Origin of the sequence: Undibacterium sp. Tian12W (genome assembly GCF_049339405.1) — a bacterium.
In the GTDB taxonomy this organism is placed as follows: Bacteria; Pseudomonadota; Gammaproteobacteria; order Burkholderiales; family Burkholderiaceae_D; genus Undibacterium.
The window spans coordinates 340,164-357,399 of sequence record NZ_JBMPPK010000002.1 but is presented as its reverse complement, the minus strand read 5'-3'; the positions used below and the strand labels follow the sequence as shown (position 1 = coordinate 357,399).

The 17,236-nt window shown below is 52.8% G+C and carries 14 protein-coding genes; 9 read left to right on the top strand and 5 right to left on the bottom strand.

The window, feature by feature from the left end; genetic code table 11:
- Nucleotides 1-128 precede the first annotated feature (128 nt).
- The gene (locus ACO0LI_RS03640; protein WP_422949248.1) at nucleotides 129-830 is read left to right on the top strand and encodes a transglutaminase-like cysteine peptidase; all 702 of its coding nucleotides are present in this window, start codon (nucleotides 129-131) and stop codon (nucleotides 828-830) included.
- 40 nt (nucleotides 831-870) lie between these two features.
- Here ACO0LI_RS03640 and ACO0LI_RS03635 read toward each other — a convergent pair whose 3' ends face one another.
- Complete coding sequence (locus ACO0LI_RS03635) at nucleotides 871-2,829, bottom strand: bifunctional diguanylate cyclase/phosphodiesterase (protein ID WP_423030912.1); 1,959 nt, start codon at nucleotides 2,827-2,829, stop codon at nucleotides 871-873.
- Between the two features lie 200 nt (nucleotides 2,830-3,029).
- Here ACO0LI_RS03635 and ACO0LI_RS03630 point away from each other — a divergent pair, with 200 nt between their 5' ends.
- The 3 genes from ACO0LI_RS03630 to ACO0LI_RS03620 all read left to right on the top strand — a co-directional run bounded on the left by ACO0LI_RS03630 (nucleotide 3,030) and on the right by ACO0LI_RS03620 (nucleotide 5,531).
- Complete coding sequence (locus tag ACO0LI_RS03630) at nucleotides 3,030-3,329, top strand: DUF2288 domain-containing protein (protein WP_422949250.1); 300 nt, start codon at nucleotides 3,030-3,032, stop codon at nucleotides 3,327-3,329.
- A gap of 92 nt (nucleotides 3,330-3,421) precedes the next feature.
- Nucleotides 3,422-4,057, top strand: coding sequence for a hypothetical protein (locus ACO0LI_RS03625; RefSeq protein ID WP_423030909.1), 636 nt, complete (start codon nucleotides 3,422-3,424; stop codon nucleotides 4,055-4,057).
- A gap of 193 nt (nucleotides 4,058-4,250) precedes the next feature.
- Nucleotides 4,251-5,531 (top strand): tetratricopeptide repeat protein, encoded by a 1,281-nt coding sequence (locus ACO0LI_RS03620; RefSeq protein WP_422949252.1) that lies wholly within the window; start codon nucleotides 4,251-4,253, stop codon nucleotides 5,529-5,531.
- A 291-nt stretch (nucleotides 5,532-5,822) separates the two neighbouring features.
- On the opposite strand, the gene ACO0LI_RS03615 is transcribed toward ACO0LI_RS03620, so the two are convergent.
- The 3 genes from ACO0LI_RS03615 to ACO0LI_RS03605 are packed head-to-tail and all read right to left on the bottom strand — an operon-like array spanning nucleotide 5,823 to nucleotide 8,547.
- A complete protein-coding gene (locus ACO0LI_RS03615) occupies nucleotides 5,823-7,415 on the bottom strand; it encodes an ammonium transporter (protein ID WP_423030907.1) in 1,593 nt (530 codons plus the stop codon).
- A gap of 20 nt (nucleotides 7,416-7,435) precedes the next feature.
- Nucleotides 7,436-7,774 carry a P-II family nitrogen regulator gene (locus ACO0LI_RS03610; protein WP_422949254.1) on the bottom strand — a complete coding sequence of 113 codons (339 nt, stop codon included), beginning with the start codon at nucleotides 7,772-7,774 and terminating at the stop codon, nucleotides 7,436-7,438.
- A gap of 14 nt (nucleotides 7,775-7,788) precedes the next feature.
- The gene (locus ACO0LI_RS03605) at nucleotides 7,789-8,547 is read right to left on the bottom strand and encodes a TorF family putative porin (protein WP_423030905.1); all 759 of its coding nucleotides are present in this window, start codon (nucleotides 8,545-8,547) and stop codon (nucleotides 7,789-7,791) included.
- Nucleotides 8,548-8,993: 446 nt separating this feature from the next.
- Between ACO0LI_RS03605 and ACO0LI_RS03600 the strand changes: the two genes are divergently transcribed.
- The 5 genes from ACO0LI_RS03600 (at nucleotide 8,994) to ACO0LI_RS03580 (ending at nucleotide 14,808) form a co-directional block, all read left to right on the top strand.
- Complete coding sequence (locus ACO0LI_RS03600) at nucleotides 8,994-9,236, top strand: accessory factor UbiK family protein (protein ID WP_423030903.1); 243 nt, start codon at nucleotides 8,994-8,996, stop codon at nucleotides 9,234-9,236.
- Nucleotides 9,237-9,262: 26 nt separating this feature from the next.
- The gene (locus ACO0LI_RS03595) at nucleotides 9,263-10,786 is read left to right on the top strand and encodes a YifB family Mg chelatase-like AAA ATPase (protein WP_423030901.1); all 1,524 of its coding nucleotides are present in this window, start codon (nucleotides 9,263-9,265) and stop codon (nucleotides 10,784-10,786) included.
- 80 nt (nucleotides 10,787-10,866) lie between these two features.
- Nucleotides 10,867-11,628: a DUF2076 family protein gene (locus ACO0LI_RS03590; protein WP_423030899.1), complete on the top strand. Its 762-nt coding sequence runs from the start codon at nucleotides 10,867-10,869 to the stop codon at nucleotides 11,626-11,628.
- Nucleotides 11,629-11,849: 221 nt separating this feature from the next.
- Nucleotides 11,850-13,586 carry a DUF1800 domain-containing protein gene (locus tag ACO0LI_RS03585; protein WP_423030897.1) on the top strand — a complete coding sequence of 579 codons (1,737 nt, stop codon included), beginning with the start codon at nucleotides 11,850-11,852 and terminating at the stop codon, nucleotides 13,584-13,586.
- A 19-nt stretch (nucleotides 13,587-13,605) separates the two neighbouring features.
- Complete coding sequence (locus tag ACO0LI_RS03580) at nucleotides 13,606-14,808, top strand: DUF1501 domain-containing protein (protein WP_422949285.1); 1,203 nt, start codon at nucleotides 13,606-13,608, stop codon at nucleotides 14,806-14,808.
- Here ACO0LI_RS03580 and ACO0LI_RS03575 read toward each other — a convergent pair.
- Complete coding sequence (locus ACO0LI_RS03575; RefSeq protein WP_422949286.1) at nucleotides 14,780-17,041, bottom strand: ATP-binding protein; 2,262 nt, start codon at nucleotides 17,039-17,041, stop codon at nucleotides 14,780-14,782. The two genes, ACO0LI_RS03580 and ACO0LI_RS03575, sit on opposite strands and share 29 nt — an antisense overlap.
- Nucleotides 17,042-17,236: the final 195 nt, after the last annotated feature.

Here is a 17,236-nt window from a genome sequence, read left to right as displayed (position 1 = left end):
CTTGAGGAGGGAGATGATCTATTCTAACAATTTTCATCTGACAATTTTTAAAGCCACAAATCCGGGTATTGCGGCACTAGAAACAGCTACACTGTTGCTCTTGTTCATGCTTACCAGATCAACCACCCATGCGCAGTAAGGATGCGAAAATCGCTGCAAGCCTGTTTTTACTGCTGGGCCTCATGAGCCCGGCAGTGGTATCTGGTTTGGTGGATTTTTCGCAAGGCCTGATTGAGCATGTGCACAAACGCTTTGGCGCTGAAGGGCCGCGTCGGCTGACGCAAATGCAAATTGCTGTCAACAAGATCAAAGCCACTGCGGGCAAGGACTTTGCCAAAAATGCAGCACGCTCTGCCGACGGGCTTTATGAAATGCCGGTCTTGCGGCAGGTGAATGATTTTTATAACCGAGTTCCCTACTTCAGCGATCAGGAACACTGGGGCGTCAATGATTACTGGGCGACCCCGGTAGAATTTATCGCTTCCTGGGGTGGCGATTGTGAAGACTATGCAATTGCCAAATACATGACGCTGAAAGATCTGGGCATACCTGCTGAACGCCTGCGCATTACCTATGTCAGGGCGACCCGCATAGGTGAGACCCATATGGTGCTGGCCTATTATCCAACGCCTGCCGCCGAGCCCTGGATACTCGACAATCTCGTCGATGAGATACAGCCGGGCTCTGCCCGCAGTGACCTGGTACCTGTGTATAGCTTTAATGATGAAGACCTGTGGCTGGCCAGCGGCAATACCCGCAAGGGCGGCGCATCGACTGTGCGCCTGTGGAAGGAGTTGATAGAGAAAATGGAAAAAGAAAAACGCATGTGAGCGGCTTTCAGTTTCAGTGAGGCCTGACGATACTCTCCACTTACCCTGCTTCAGCCATGACGATCTTTTCTGGCGCGCCAAAATAAAAGCCCTGTCCACATTCGACCTGATCTGCGATCAGTAATTGCAGCGATGCTTCGCTTTCCACATTCTGGGCTATCAGGGGTATGCCCAGGGATTGCGCGAATTTGACGATGGCGCGCAAGTGGGCATGGCTGTTGTCGTTCGTGGCAACTTCCTGTACCAGGCCGCCATCAAGCTTGATATAGTCTGGCGGTACTTCGCGGATAAAGTTCAGGGCATGCGGGTCTAGGCCAAAATGATCGACACCAAAACGTACACCCAGATCACGCAAGACGCTGACAAATTTCCTGGTCACGGCATGGTCTCTGGCGCAGGCAAACTCACTGATCTCGACTGACAGCAAAGCCGCCAGCTCTGGCGAGTATTTCAGGCGCGCCTGCAACCATTCACAGAACTCTTTGCTCTCCATCGATTGCAGCGACACATTGATGGCGATATTTTTATAGGTGCCGCGATTTTTTTGCAGCATCTCCATGACCAGGGTAACTACCGCCTGATCTATTTCAGGCATAAGCTGGTGACGCAAGGCCATGGGTAAAAACTGGTTGGCCGGCACCAGGTTGCCCTGGGTGTCAAGCAAACGCGAAAATACTTCATGATGCACAAGCTGGCGCAATTGCAGGCGCATAACGGGTTGGGCAAACAAGACCCAGCGATGGTCTGCCAGAGCATCGTGAATCAGGGTACGCCAGCCATGCGAACCGGCGATCACGGCTTCGCTGTCTTCCATAGGGGTCAAGCTGATCTGTCCATTGCCAGCCTGACGCATGACTTCTATCGCCAGGTCAGCCCGGGAGAAAATGTCGCCACGCGTTTGCGCAGGGCCAAACACCAGTGCGCCGGCAGCCAGGCTGACCTGGCGCGAGGCGCGCAGCAATACCTGGTTCAGACGGTACTGCAATGCATCTACCAGCAACTGCATGGTCTTTTGATCGACATCGATACAAACCGCTGCGATAGAGGCACCGCCTATGCGACCGAGGATATTGCTATATTTGCTGAAGACTTCTGTGACCACCGTCGCCACATCGGCCAGCAGGATATCGCCTTGCTGATAACCGTGCTGGTGGTTATATTCTTTGAGGCCATCAAATTCCAGCACAAAGATGACGGCAGTTTCAAAGCGCCCTTCTTCTGACAGCAAATGATTGAAGCGCAAGTCAAAACCATGACGGTTTTCCAGACCACTGACTTTGTCGATGAAAGCTTCGCGCCTGAAATTTTCTGCCCTGGCGATTTCTTCATCGAGCAGGCTGGAAATACGCTCGGTCATGTGATTCATGGCGACCACCACGCGCTGCAGCTCGCGGGTCTGAGGCACAACTTCAATACGGCGAAAATTCTTGGCCTGTATGGCAATCGCAACTTCTTCGATTTTTTCCAGCGGCCCCAGGATAATCCTCAGCAAGACCACGGTCAGGCCCCAGACCACCAGATACATGGCAAACATCCACAAAGCCATTTCCCGCATAGAGCGCCACAGGTAATCGTAAGCATAGGCCGGGTGGCTGACCACGACAACCTTGCCCAATTGACGCCAGCCAGAAGAAATGAAGGCCTCGCCCGGCGGAGTCTGCAGGTCAAACAAGGCAGGTAGCCAGGCAGGCACATTGTCTTTGCCAGCTCCCAGCTCCATGTGCAGCAAGACTTTGCCAGCGGGATCAAGAACCACGATTTTTTTATAATAACCACGGTCAAACAGGGTGGATATCTGGATATTCGCCAGCGTCTGGTCATTCTTGGCCAGTGCTTCTTCGAGCGGACGTGACAAGGCAGTGGCCGCATCCTGGGCATGCGAGGCCAGCTGCTGCTGCAAATAATCCCGCATCGTCAGGACTGACAGGATTTGCAATCCAAGAAACACGGCAAAAAAGATAATGGATATGGCAAGAAGGAGTTGGCGTCTCAGCGTCATAAGGTCTCTTTGAGTGTTTTCATTCCCTGGAACTCATTTCTGTCTGCAATTTTCTATATTGATAAGTCATGCCTATGGCGACTTTAACAAGAAAACAGCCCTTCCCGCTTATTTCTTCCGCTTTATTTCAGGATTTGCATAGAATTATGGATGTGGTCTCGCGTTTGCCGCCCCAGTTCAATATATTTTAATTAAATTTCATGTCCAATACCGATATTTTACGTAGCAAGATCAATCTCGAAACTGCAGCTTACCCCTGGAGTGAACTATTACGTCATTTTGCCAGTGGCACGGTGCTGGTTGTCCAGCCAGGTCTGGACCTGGTCGAAGTTGCCATGCATATGGCAGAAGACCATGCAGCTGTGATCTCTGCCCTGCTTGAGCATGGCCAGATAGGCAAGGTCAGCGATGAGCAGGCCCAGGCATGGCTGGAGCGGGATGCCCAGCACTGGACCGTGGTCGTCAAGCCCTGGATACTGGTGCAGGAAAGGCAAAAATGACACTGCCGGTGGGATTGCGCTTCGGCATGAACTTTTAACAAGCAGGGGCTGTCTGAGTCAAGATACCGGAACGGCAGTTTGGGAAAGGCATGATGCAATTTTCTCTGGCAACTACACATTCAACAGCAAATCATGGGCTCAGCAAACCTGGCTTCCCGGCAATGACCGTCTTGCTGGTCGTTCTTGCCCACCTGCTTTTCTGGCAACTACTGCGTTATCAACACGCCACTACGAGGGCGGGTGAGAGCCATCCCTTGATGCAGTACCTGCAATTATTGACGATAGCCCCCAAACCTGTCTCTCCAAAGGCAAGCCAGCCTGTGGAGGTACCTGCCAAACCTGAAAAGCCAGCGAGGAAGGAAGCCAGCAGGCCCATCACGACGAACAAACCTGCCAGATCACTGACCCGCCCAGAGCGGCCAGCGGCAGAAATCGTAACTGACACCGTCAGCCAGCCTACATCTCAGACAAGCATCAGCCCCGAAAGCCCGATTGGCCTGGGCCTGAACCTGGAGTCTGTGCGCAAGTCAGCCATGGCCATGAAGCCCACAGAAATTGAACAGATACAGGCCAGCCACAGGCGGGGCGACAGTCTGGAAAAGCGGCTAGGCGAAGGCACCAGACGGGCAGAAAAGAAAGAATGCCTGAAGGCATATTCGGGCATAGGCATACTGGCTGTCATCCCGCTGGCAGTGAGCGCCGTTGTGGACACAGGCTGCAAATGGTAATGCTGGCAAGAGCTCGGCTATAATGCCGGATTCCGTACTGTGAAACGGGCTTGCATGGAACGGCCAGGGCATAAGCAGCGATGAAGGCCGGTACTACGCCTGTTGTCATTTGTATTATTGATGTGTTTTGATTGATTGTTGCGTGGTGTTTTTGCATTATTGCAATAATTTTCATTTTTTATCTGGATCATTCATGAAAAAAACTTCTTACCTGTTCGCCGCCATGATGCTGGCAGCACTTGGCTCTGGCTTCTCTCCCGTGACTGTGAATGCCGTTCAGGCACAAGAAGCGGCTGATCCTGCGAAACAGCAGACAGTACGCCAGGAAATGGCCAAGCCACTTAATGAAATCCAGGACTTGCTGACCGCCAAGCAATATCCTCAGGCATTGGAAAAAATTAATGCCATGGATGCCTCTCTGGAAAAGAAAACGCCTTTCGAGCTGTTTACCATTAACCGTTTGCGCGCCGTGGTTGCATCCAGTATCAATGACTCTGCGCTGATGGCAAGCTCCTTCGAATATATGATTTCGACTGATTTTCTGAAAGATCCAGAAAAACAGCGTTTGATGGAAGCCATGGCAAGTACTCTGTTTGGTGAAAAGAAATATGCTGATTCCAGGGTATGGGGTAATCGCTTCCTGGTGAAAGCACCAGGCAATGAAGTCATGATCTATCTGATCGCCCGTTCCTATTATCTGGAAAACGACTTTGCCAATGTCGTCAAAGTCTTGAATACCCAAATAGCATTCGATGAAAACGCCAAACGCAATACCAGTTCTGACAACCTCAAGTTGCTGGCTCTTGCTTACCAACAGCTCAAGGAATGGGATAACTATGCCGTTGCGCTGGAACGCCTGGTTGCGCTGTACCCAACACCAGAATTCTGGACAGACCTGATTTACCGCGTTATGAAAAAACCTGGTTTTTCTGACCGCTTGCTGCTCGACTACTATCGTCTGCAATTCCTGAACGGCAAATTAGAAGATGCCACGGATTTTGTTGATATGGCAGAGTTGGCCTTGCTGGCAGGTTTGCCAGCAGAAGCCAAAACCGCGATTGAAGCAGGCTACGCAGCCAACGTGCTGGGCACCGGCAAGGAAGCGACCAAGCACAAGCAATTGCGCGACCGCGTCAACAAGCAAGCCGCTGACGATATCAAGAGCCTCGATGCTGGTGAAGCCGCTGCCAAAAATGCCAAGACCGGTATCGGCATGGTCAATATTGGTTACAACTACGTCATTAACGGCCAGTACGACAAAGGCCTGGGATTGATGGAACAAGGTATCGCCAAAGGTGGCTTGAAGTCTCCAGATGAAGCAAAACTGCATCTGGGTATGGCTTACCTGAGAGCAGGCAAACGCGACAAGGCTGTTGAAACACTGAAGTCGGTACAAGGCCGTGATGGCTCTGCTGACTTTGCACGTTTGTGGCTGCTGGTACCTGCCAATAAATTTGCACCTGAGGCAAAATAAGCTGACGGATATCTTCTCAGTTTACAAACCGTTTTAAGAAATACGCCACCTGCGGGTGGCGTATTTTTTTGACCAGTACTTGTGCAGATGTTCAGATGTAGACTCGCCGCCAGATAAAAAAAGGCTGTTTTGCGCAATGCAAAACAGCCTGTCAAATTCAGGACCGCAAGCTCTGATTACGGTACTGACGGTACACCTTTGGATACTCTTTACTGCCCCAGCCTGATCGAAGGATCAGATACAGGCTGGGCAAAACTTGTTACTCAGATAGCGTTCAAATCGACAACCGAATCAAGAGTGGTAGGCAGACTCACCATGGCTGGTGATGTCCAGACCTTCACGTTCTTCATCTTCCGGTACACGCAGGCCAACTACCAGATCAACCAGTTTGTAAGCCACGAAGGATACGACGCCTGACCAGATGATGGTCGTGCCGACTGCAGTCGCCTGTGTCATGACCTGACCGAAGATGTCGTATGGATCAGCCGACATTTTGTTGGTGATATAGTCAAATATGCCCTGGCCGCCAAGGGATGGTGCAGCAAACACACCAGTCAGCAACGCACCCAGGATACCCCCCACGCCATGCACACCAAAGACGTCGAGGGAATCATCTGCACCCAACAAACGCTTGAGGCCATTGACACCCCACAAGCAGACGATACCCGCCAGCAAGCCGATGACCAGGGCACCCATAGGGCCGACGAAACCGCAAGCTGGCGTAATCGCTACCAGACCGGCTACCGCACCGGATGCGCCACCCAGCATGGAAGGTTTGCCTTTGGACATCCATTCACCAAACACCCATGACACTGTTGCTGCAGCCGTTGCCAGCAAAGTATTGATGAAAGCCAGTGCTGCGACATCGCCCGCTTCCAGCGCGGAACCGGCATTGAAACCAAACCAGCCCACCCACAACAGCGACGCGCCTATCATCGTCATTGTCAGGGAATGAGGCGCCATGGATTCTTTACCATAGCCTACACGTTTGCCTATCAGGTAAGCACCGACCAGGCCAGCGACTGCGGCATTGATATGCACAACCGTACCACCAGCGAAGTCCAGCGCGGTTTTTTGTTGCAAGAAGCCGCCTTTGGCCAATTCAGTTGCCGCAGTAGCTGCATCCTTGATCGCGTCAGGGCCAGTCCAGAACCAGACCATGTGAGCAATAGGCAGGTAGCTGAACGTGAACCACAAGACGACGAACAACAGTACAGCAGTGAATTTTGCGCGTTCTGCAAAAGCACCGATGATCAGGCCGCAAGTGATCGCTGCAAAGGTCGCCTGGAAGGCTACATAAGCAAACTCAGGTATCACCACGCCTTTGCTGAATGTCGCTGCCGTAGCAAATGTTGCCTTGGCCGGGTCCCAGATACCTTTCAGGAACAGACGGTCAAACGAACCGATGAACCTGCCACCTTCAGTAAATGCCAGTGAATAACCATAGATACACCACAGAACAATAATCACGGCGAAGATCATGAAGACCTGCATCAGGACGGACAACATGTTCTTGGAACGGACCAGGCCGCCGTAGAAAAGTGCCAGGCCAGGTATGGTCATCAAAATAACCAGCAGGGTGGCAACCATCATCCAGGCAGTGTCGCCTTTATTTGGCGTTGGTGCAGGTGCGGCAGCACTGGCTGCCGCAGGGTCAGCCGCGGCTGCCGGGGCAGAAGCAGGCGCCACAACAGCAGTGGAAGCCGGGGCCGGGACGGGTGCCGCTGCAGGTGCAGAAGCGCTGGCCGACGCAGTAACCGAGGCAGCAGAAGCTGCCGCAGGTTCAGCTTTAGCTGACGCATCTTGCGCCGATGCGACAGAGGTGAAACCGACAGTGACCAGCAAAGCAGCCCCCGCCAGCATGTTCTTCAACAGTTTTTTCATGTGAACTCCCTGGTTAGCTATCAGAGTGCGTCGTTGCCGGTTTCACCGGTACGAATACGCACAACTTGTTGCAAGTCATAGACAAAAATCTTGCCGTCACCAATCTTGCCAGTGCGGGCTGCGGTTTCTATTGCTTCAATGGCGCGCTCAACAATCGCGTCATCTACAGCCGCTTCAATTTTTGTCTTGGGCAGGAAGTCGACCACATACTCTGCACCACGGTACAGTTCAGTGTGACCTTTCTGACGGCCAAAGCCTTTCACCTCAGTCACGGTAATGCCCTGTACACCAATGGTGGACAACGCTTCGCGGACTTCATCGAGTTTAAAAGGCTTGATAATTGCAGTAATCAGTTTCATGCTCGCCTCGAATATTAGAATGTTTTAACTGCAGACAATACCAGTGTCGTTTTGCCTGTGAATTTGCCTGCTGGCGTGACATACAGTTTTTTCTCTGCATTCGTGCCCAGCGCTGCAATACCAAAATTCACACCAAAAAACTCTTTATTCACACCAATTTTCCAATCGGAATAAGAATAGGCACCATTGTTCTTGATGGTCTGATGGCCAGCATGCAGGGCCAGCGTGTAACCTTCAGGCAGCTCAATGTTTGCACCCAGGTCCAGGTAACCACTGTTCTTGCTGTCGACAAAACCGAACAGATTGGTAACAGAGTGTGAATACTTGATATAGGCAGGGCCCATACCTACCTGGCCGTAGATTTCTGTTGTGTTGGCATCAGCAAAACCGGCAACCTTGTTCAGGCCATTGGATGGGTATACATAAGACAGAACACCAACGTCATAACTCACATCCTTGGTGATCTCGCCTTTTTTACCGGCATACAAATCCCATTCAAGATCGCCACCACCACCTGCGTCCTTGGTCCATTTGATCGTAGATAACCATGTACCGGCGTAAAAACCGCTGGGGTTGTGGACATAGTCAGCGCCACCCTGCAACGCAGGGTCAAGGCGTGATTGCGCAATCGCACGATAGCGGTACTCGCTGACGACGCCAATATTGAAGCTGACTTCATTGTCTGGCTTGGCTTCAGGCTTGGCATCTTCTGCATGGGCAAAACCACCAAAGAATGTTGTGGCTACAGCAGCGGCGATTACTAGTTTTTTCATTGCGCTTCCCCCTATTGATTAAGATTTGATTAGATTGAACCCTGGACAGAATCTGTGTTCAGCTCGTAGCAGCACGCATAGACACTTATGACCATTTGCGTACCCACTGCTTGCATCAGGCAAACTCTTAAATTCTTATTTCCCTTCTCTGTTAGCAGGAGTCGTGCCAACCAGGATCAGCCCATCATTGAATTGGAGACAAGGCACAGAACCCAGAGTGTATTAATATGCATACAGCCCGCTAAACCCTGAGCACAGCCTGATTTTTATATTGCGCTGCAATACCAGTAGCAGCTTGGGCAAGATGCGCTATCATTGCCACATAGGTAAATCTGCAAGCAAAAAAACAGCTTTGTGCACCAATTGCGGGCAAGAACAAATTCGCACAAAAAGTGGCAATGCCTAATTCGCACCAAAAATGTGCAATTACAAGATAGAGGGTAAAAATGGATAAGCAAAATTTCTTTAATGACATGCATGCCAAGATCAGCCAGGCAATCGAAAACTCGCCAGCCAAGGACATAGAAAAAAACGTCAAGGCCATGATGAGCCAGGGGTTTTCCAAGCTGGATCTGGTGACGCGCGAAGAATTTGATATCCAGGCACAAGTGCTGGCCAAGACCCGCGCCAAACTCGAAGCCCTGGAGGCACGCGTAGCCGCACTCGAAACACCGCAAAAAGCCGACTAAAAAAAGACAACTAAACCGCAGACCGCATGTCCCTAGCCGTACTCAAAAGCCGCGCCCTGAATGGCATGGATGCACCACAGGTGACTGTAGAAGTGCATCTGGCCAATGGCCTGCCCGCCTTCACTATCGTTGGCTTGCCCGAAACCGAAGTCAAGGAATCCAAGGACAGGGTCAGGGCCGCCCTGCAAAATGCCCGCTTTGAGTTCCCGAACAAGCGCATCACAGTGAATTTGGCACCGGCTGATTTGCCGAAGGAATCTGGCCGCTTTGATTTGCCTATCGCGCTGGGTATTCTGGCGGCATCCGGGCAAATCCCTGGAGATGCTCTGGAACAATATGAGTTTGCCGGAGAGTTATCACTGTCAGGCGAACTGCGGCCGATACGCGGCGCACTGGCAATGACGTTTGCGATATGCAAAAGCCAGCAACACTCGGCACAGGAACCCGCCTTTATCTTGCCACGCGCGAACGCGGATGAAGCGGCGCTGGTCAGCGATGCTGCGATTTACCCTGCAGATTCACTACTACAGGTATGCGCTCACTTCGCTGGGGTCGATGGTGAGCAAAGACTGGCACGTCACCGTCCAGCCTCCAGACCCAGTCGCCCCAAATATGCTGACTTTGCAGAGGTAAAAGGCCAGTTACAGGCCAAACGCGCACTGGAAGTAGCAGCAGCAGGCTCACATTCGGTACTCCTGATGGGGCCGCCAGGCACCGGCAAATCCATGCTGGCCGCCCGCTTCCCCGGCATTTTGCCGACCATGACCGATCAGGAAGCACTGGAATCAGCCGCAGTGCAATCCCTGACATCAGGCTTTTCCATAGAAAAATGGAAGGCGAGACCCTATAGGGCGCCCCATCACACAGCATCTGCCGTTGCATTGGTGGGTGGAGGTGGAACACCGCGTCCAGGAGAGATTTCTCTGGCTCACAGAGGCGTGCTCTTCCTTGACGAACTTCCGGAATTCGATAGAAAAGTGCTGGAAGTTTTACGTGAACCTCTGGAATCTGGTCACATTACCATCTCACGCGCGGCGCGTCAGGCTGATTTCCCGGCGCGCTTTCAATTGATAGCAGCCATGAACCCTTGTCCTTGCGGCTACTTCGGTCACAGCAATGGCAAGTGTCGTTGTACACCGGACATCATTGCCCGTTATCAGGACAGAATCTCCGGCCCGCTGCTGGACCGCATAGACATGCAAATACAAGTCGGCGCACTGCCGCATGCGGACTTGCTCAAGCAGGCCGATGGTGAGGCAAGTGCCAGTATCCATGCGCGGGTAGAAACTGCTTTTGACAGACAACAACAGCGCCAGGGCAAGGCGAATAATCTGTTATCGACCACAGAAATTGACCTGCACTGCCAACCGGATGAACAAGCTGGACAACTCTTGCGCAATGCCATGACCAAACTCAACTGGTCAGCCCGCGCCTATCACCGCGTATTAAAGGTCGCCCGCACGATAGCCGACCTGGCTGGTTCAGCCCATATCTCGACGCCGCATGTAGCTGAGGCGATACAGTACCGGCGTGCACTCCGGGATCAGTAAAGCTGGTCACGGCATTGAAATTACCATTGCCATGACCAGATAGGGGACAGCATTAATGTATCTCTCAACAGGAGTTGATCATGTCCCCGCAAGAAACCCAGGTTTTACAAAACTTTCTCGACCAATTGGTGAAAGTGCAAGACAGCAATAAAGATGCGCAGGCGCTGGCGATGATCAATGAGGCCGTCAGCAAGCAGCCAGATGCCCATTATCTGCTGGTACAGCGAGCCTTGTTGCTGGATCAGGCTTTGGCCAATGCCAATCAGCAAATTACCAGTCTGCAAACCCAGTTGCGTGAGTTACAGGCGCAAAGAAACCCGGCACCGGCAGGCAACTTCCTTGACCCCGCTACGACAGGCTGGGGCAATAGTGCCAGCAGCCGTGCCCAGCCTGCAAGCAGCTACAGCGTCAGCGGGCAGGCATTGCCACCGCCTCTCCCGGCAAGCTATATGAACGCGGCGGCACCAGTGGCGGCACCGGCATCAGGCTTTTTCGGTGGTGGCGCTGGCAATGTGCTGGGTACAGTTGCTGCCACTGCGGCAGGTGTCGCTGCGGGTGCCTTTCTATTCCAGGGCATAGGGCATTTGATGGGTGGCCAGCATCATGCGGCCAGTACTGACAATGCCGCCGCGCAACTCAACCAGGGTGGTGGTGATCTGATTCCCGGTTATTTTGATACAGGCAATACCAGCAATCCTGGCAATGCCAGTGACACCAATACCAATATCAATACCAATACTGACAGTACCGCCCATGCATCTCCTCTGGCTGATGCTGCTCCTGCAGAGTCTGCATTTGCGGATGACAATTATTTTGATGGTGATGGTCTGGATCTGGCCTGACACCTTATCCTCTGCCGGCTGATGAAAACCCACCTCATCAGCCCGGTTCGCCAGCAGGCTTGCTTTCCAAACAGGCAAGCCTGTTTGTTATCTTCCAGTTGACAGGCACGTATTTTTGTTACAGCGCGTTACGAAAATGTGGGTAAATATACATATACTGCGTATCACGGTTTATCGATTGATGCGTTATAGATGGATGTCAACGGAAAAGGCAGAGCGAAATGACGACCCGACTGAATTTGCAACATGCCCTGGCTGCCAGCATGCTGGTCTTGCTGAGTGCCTGTAGCACCACTTCCCAGCAACAGGCAACGGATAACAGCAAACTGCCGCCGGTAGGCAATACACTGAGCAAAGCCGCAGTGGCACCAGAAGCCTTGTTGAACCGTCTGAGCTGGGGCAGCAATCCATCCACATTGCAGGCCATGCAGACCGTGGGCCCGGACCGTTACCTGGACCAGCAGTTGCGCGGGCGCAATGCCACCCTGCCTGCTGCGATACAGGCGCAGGTCAATGCGATGACTATTTCGCGTCAACCTTTCATGGATACCATGCGCGACCTGGAAGCACGCCGCGTTGCCTCTGAGCAGCAAAAAGGCACGGACGACACGCTGCGTAAGGAATACCAGCAGGAAATGACACGCCTGGCCAGGGAAGCCGCCAACCGCGCTCTGCTGCGTGACATTTACTCTTCCAACCAGTTGCAGGAACAGATGAGCTGGTTCTGGATGAATCATTTCAATATCCATAGCGGCAAGCACAATATACGGGCGATGCTTGGTGATTTTGAAGAGCAGGCGATACGCCCGAATGCCCTGGGCAACTTCCGCGACTTGCTACGCGCGACGGTCATGCATCCGGCCATGCTGCGTTATCTCGACAATGAATACAATGCCGTCAACCGCCTCAATGAAAACTATGCGCGAGAATTGATGGAATTACACACCATGGGTGTTAATGGTGGTTACAGCCAGAAAGATGTGCAGGAGCTGGCCAGGGTACTCACAGGTGTTGGTGTCAGCCTGAACAAGGATGCGCCGCGCATGAAACCTGAGCAGGAAAAGCTGTATGTCAGGAAGGGCATGTTTGAATTCCAGCCACAGCGTCATGATTTTGGTGACAAGCAAATCCTCGGGCAAACCATCAAGGGGCGCGGCATTACCGAACTCGATGATGTCTTGCTGATGCTGTCCAGGCAACCGGCCACGGCGCGTTATGTGAGCCAGAAACTGGCGCAGTTCTTTGTGGCAGACAACCCCTCGAAAGACCTGGTAGAGAAGATGGCGCAGCGCTTCCTGCAAACCGATGGCGATATCCCGGCGACCCTGCGTACCATGTTTGACAGCCAGGAATTCGTCGCCTCGCTGGGCAAGAAATTCAAGGACCCGATGCACTATATGCTGGCCTCGGTACGCCTCGCGTATGACGGCAATACCATAGTCAATACCGGCCCCATGCTGAACTGGCTGAACATGATGGGCCAGCAACTGAACGGCAGGCAGACTCCGGATGGTTATGCCCTTGATGAAAGCGCCTGGGCCAGTTCAGGCCAGATGACGGTGCGCTTTGATATTGCCAGGTCACTCGCGAACGGCAACCCTGGTTTGTTCAAAGTTGATACGCCAGCACCGCTTGCTACAACGGCCGCCGCCATGCCAGCAGCATCAATGACACCGCCAGTTGCCGCAAGTGGCATGCAAGCCCCGGTAATGCCCGCACCGGCAATGTCACCGGCACCTGCAGCACCCGCATTACCGGCAACAGCAACAGCTCAGGCAGCAACACCTGCGGCGCCGGCTGCACCTAAGCCACCGCCGCCGGCGCTGGCAACTTCGGGCTATGTGAAAAACTGGAGCAAGCAATTCAGCCCGGCCACGCAAACTGCTCTGAGCCAGGCAAGTACACCGCAGGAGTGGAATGCCTTGTTCCTCGCCTCGCCTGAAATGATGCGCCGCTAATCCTCACGGAGAAACAGACATGAAACGCCGAGACTTATTGAAAGCACTGGCCTTACTGCCATCGACTGCCATGCTGGGCATATCCAGCCAGGTGATGGCTGCACCCGCCACACAAAACCGCCTGCTGCTGGTTTTTTTGCGCGGTGGCTATGATGCCAGTAACCTGCTGATACCGACATCGAGCAATTTTTATTATGAATCACGACCCAATATCGCGATTGCCAGACCAGGCTCGACACCAGATGCTGCTCTCGCGCTGAATGCTGACTGGGGCCTGCACCCGGCCTTGCGCGAGACAATTTACCCTATGTTCCAGCAGGGTGAAGCTGCCTTCATCCCGTTTGCCGGCACCGAGGACCTGACGCGCAGCCATTTTGAAACCCAGGACAGTATAGAAATGGGCCAGCCCTTGAATGGCAGCCGCAATTTCCATTCCGGCTTCATGAACCGTCTGGCCAAGGTGCTGGGCAATAATGGCAAGATGACAGCCATGTCCTTCACCGACCAATTGCCACTGGCGATGCAGGGTAGCGCCCACATTGCCAATACGGCACTGCGCAATGTCAGCAAGAATAATGTTGATCAGCGCCAGCGCGACCTGATCCTGCAGATGTATGCCGACACCAGCCTGTCACAGGCAGTCAAGGATGGTTTTGCCATGCGCGATGAAGTTGCCCGCGAAATGCAGGAAGAAATGAACAGCGCCAACCGCAATGCGATTTCGACCAAGGGTTTTGAGCTGGAGGCACAAAGGATAGCCAGGCTCATGCGTGAGAAATATGCGCTAGGCTTCATTGATGTCGGTGGCTGGGATACCCATGTCAACCAGGGTGGTTCCAGCGGTACTCTGGCGGTCAAGTTTGAAGAGCTGGGTCGTGGCCTGGCAGCTTATCGCAAGGAAATGGGCGACAACTGGCGCAATACCACGGTAGTGGTCATCAGCGAGTTTGGCCGCACCTTCCGTGAAAATGGCAAGCACGGCACCGACCATGGCCATGGCAGCGTGTATTGGGTATTAGGTGGCGGCATCAAAGGCGGACAGGTCGCTGGTGAACAGATTGCGCTGGAAGCTGGCAAACTGTTCCAAAACCGTGACTACCCTGTGCTCAATGAATACCGTGCTGTGCTGGGTGGCTTGTTTGGCCGTATTTATGGCTTGAACGCGAACCAGCTTGATCAGGTATTTGCCGGAGTCAAGGCAAGGGATCTGGGTTTGGCGTAGGTAATTCCAGCCCGCCATTGACTTCTGTATGCAGGGGCAGGTCTATATAAAAATGCGTGCCAGTATGCAAGACATCCTGGCCCTCACCACCTACCTGCACAGCGTCATGCCCGGCATCCTGCGCCATGTAATAGCCTATATCGCCATGCATTTGCCGTATGATGGCCTGGGATATCGCCAGACCCAGGCCTGTGCCTCCCTTGGCGCGGGTGTCTGAAGAATCTGCCTGGGAGAATTTCTGAAACAGGCGGTCGCGGAAGTTCTCGGGTATGCCTGCGCCCTGATCTATCACCTCGATACGGATAAGATTGTCGTCCCTGGCCATGCTCATTACCTGCACCACAGCCCCCTCGGGTGAATACTTGCAGGCATTCGACAAGAGATTGGCCATGACTTGCTGGAAACGCCCTGTATCCACCATCACCATGGCTTGCTCCAGCTGGCTGCCAAGTACGATTTCAGTATTCATGCTCTGGGCAAAAGCCTGATTATTGCTAATCGCTGTTTGCAAGAGGTTTTGCAAAGGCAGGCATTCAAAGACGAAGTCCATCTTGCCAGCTTCGATTTTCTGGATATCAAGCAAATCATTGATGAGCCGCGTCAGGCTCTCGCTATTCTTGTGCGCCATACCCATCAGGGCAGAGATTTTGTCAGGCACAGCCCCCATGGCGCCGCCCATGATGAGACCTAGCGACCCGCGTATGGCGGTCAACGGTGTGCGCAGTTCATGGCTGACGGTGGAGATGAATTCGCTCTTCATGCGCTCCATCTTGCGGCGTTCGGAAATATCCCTGACGATGACGATCAGCTTGCGTCTGCCCGCATGGTAATACTCGGTGATCGCCAGTTCTGCCGGGAACAGGCTGCCATCCTTGCGCATGCGTTCAGCCTCGGTACGCAGGCAGCCTGTTTCCAGGAATTCGCGGCGGCTCATGGCCAGACCCAGCAAATCAGGCTGGCCGGGTGGCGAAAAGAATTTGCCATTCTTGCCCACCACCTCACTGGCCGGATGTCCGTAGATCGCCACAGCAGCCGGGTTCAGTGCTTCTATCTTGCCGGTATCATCGATCATGATGATACCGTCCGCCGCATTCTGGAAGATGGCTTGCAGGCGGTCGGATGAATCTTTGAGCGCAATTTGCTGCTCGGTCAGGTTTTTGAGTAGATGCGCCTGGTTGCGGTTGATGACTTCAGCCTGTTGCTTGAGTTCCGTCGTGACGACCAGGTCCTGCTCGCGTCTTTCCAGTAAATTCACCAACACACTAAAGGCGGCGACGATAGCCAGGATGCCACTCATGGCGACAATGACGATGCCTGTACTGATTTTGCGCCAGTCAGCCAGATATAAATCTTCATCGACAGAAAAATTGATGATCAGTGGATATTTTTCGAGTGACTGCACGGCAGCCATCCGCGTAACAGATTTACCACCTTCTGACATACGCGGATTATTGGTGATCAGCACACCTGATTTCTTGTTTTTTTCATGTACCAGTTCATAGGTGCTACCCGTCAGATTACGCATGCCCATGACTTCGCCACGCTCTGGCCAACGCGCCAGATAGGTAAAGTCATTGCGTAGCAAGCCTATGGTGGCATGGCCATCGGCACTGAGTTTTTCATAAAACTGTGAATAGAAAGAAGGCGACATGCCAAGGATGACAACGCCTATGAATTCACCATCACTACCCGTCAGCCTGTGGCTGAGGAAAAACATCCATTTGCCGGTCGTTTTGCTGCGTACTGACGAACTCAAAAAAGTACCCTGTACCGGATTATCGCGCTGGGCGATGAAGTAATCACGGTCCGCCAGACTATAGGTAGGGGCGGGGAAGTTGCGCGAAGTATTGATGACATTGCCATCGACATCCAGCACGGAGATGACTTCTACAGCGGGCGATAATGCAGCTTTTTCACGCAGGAACTGGTGAAAATCATGGGTAGATAATTTGCCTGACAAATATTCAGCACTGACACTCCAGCGGTCCTGTATGCGCTCGGCGATGCTATCGAGTGCCGTATAGGCAAAATCCATCTGCTGGCTGACGGTTTCTGCCAGTACGACACTGAAGGTTTCAGTCTGCTTTTCCCACTTGCCGATTTCCTGTATGCGCAACATCCAGATAGCAGTCGCTGCACCGACGATGATGGCCAGCACCAGACTGGCCGCCAGCGCAATGGCTAAACGGCTGGTAGGCAATCCCGCTGGCTTCAATTCATGTCGTCCGGTCACGCTCAAAGCTGATCCTTGTGCTCAAGTCTGGCAAGTTGATAGACCCGTAAGTTGATAGACCCCTATATTGCCTGAAGTGTTGGAGTTTTGATTTTCAAATAATACTGTAATGTAAATATATTCTATTCCGGCGCTCAACAGTGACTGATATGTTTTTATATCGACAAGAAATAGACATAATCAAGGCAGTCTGGA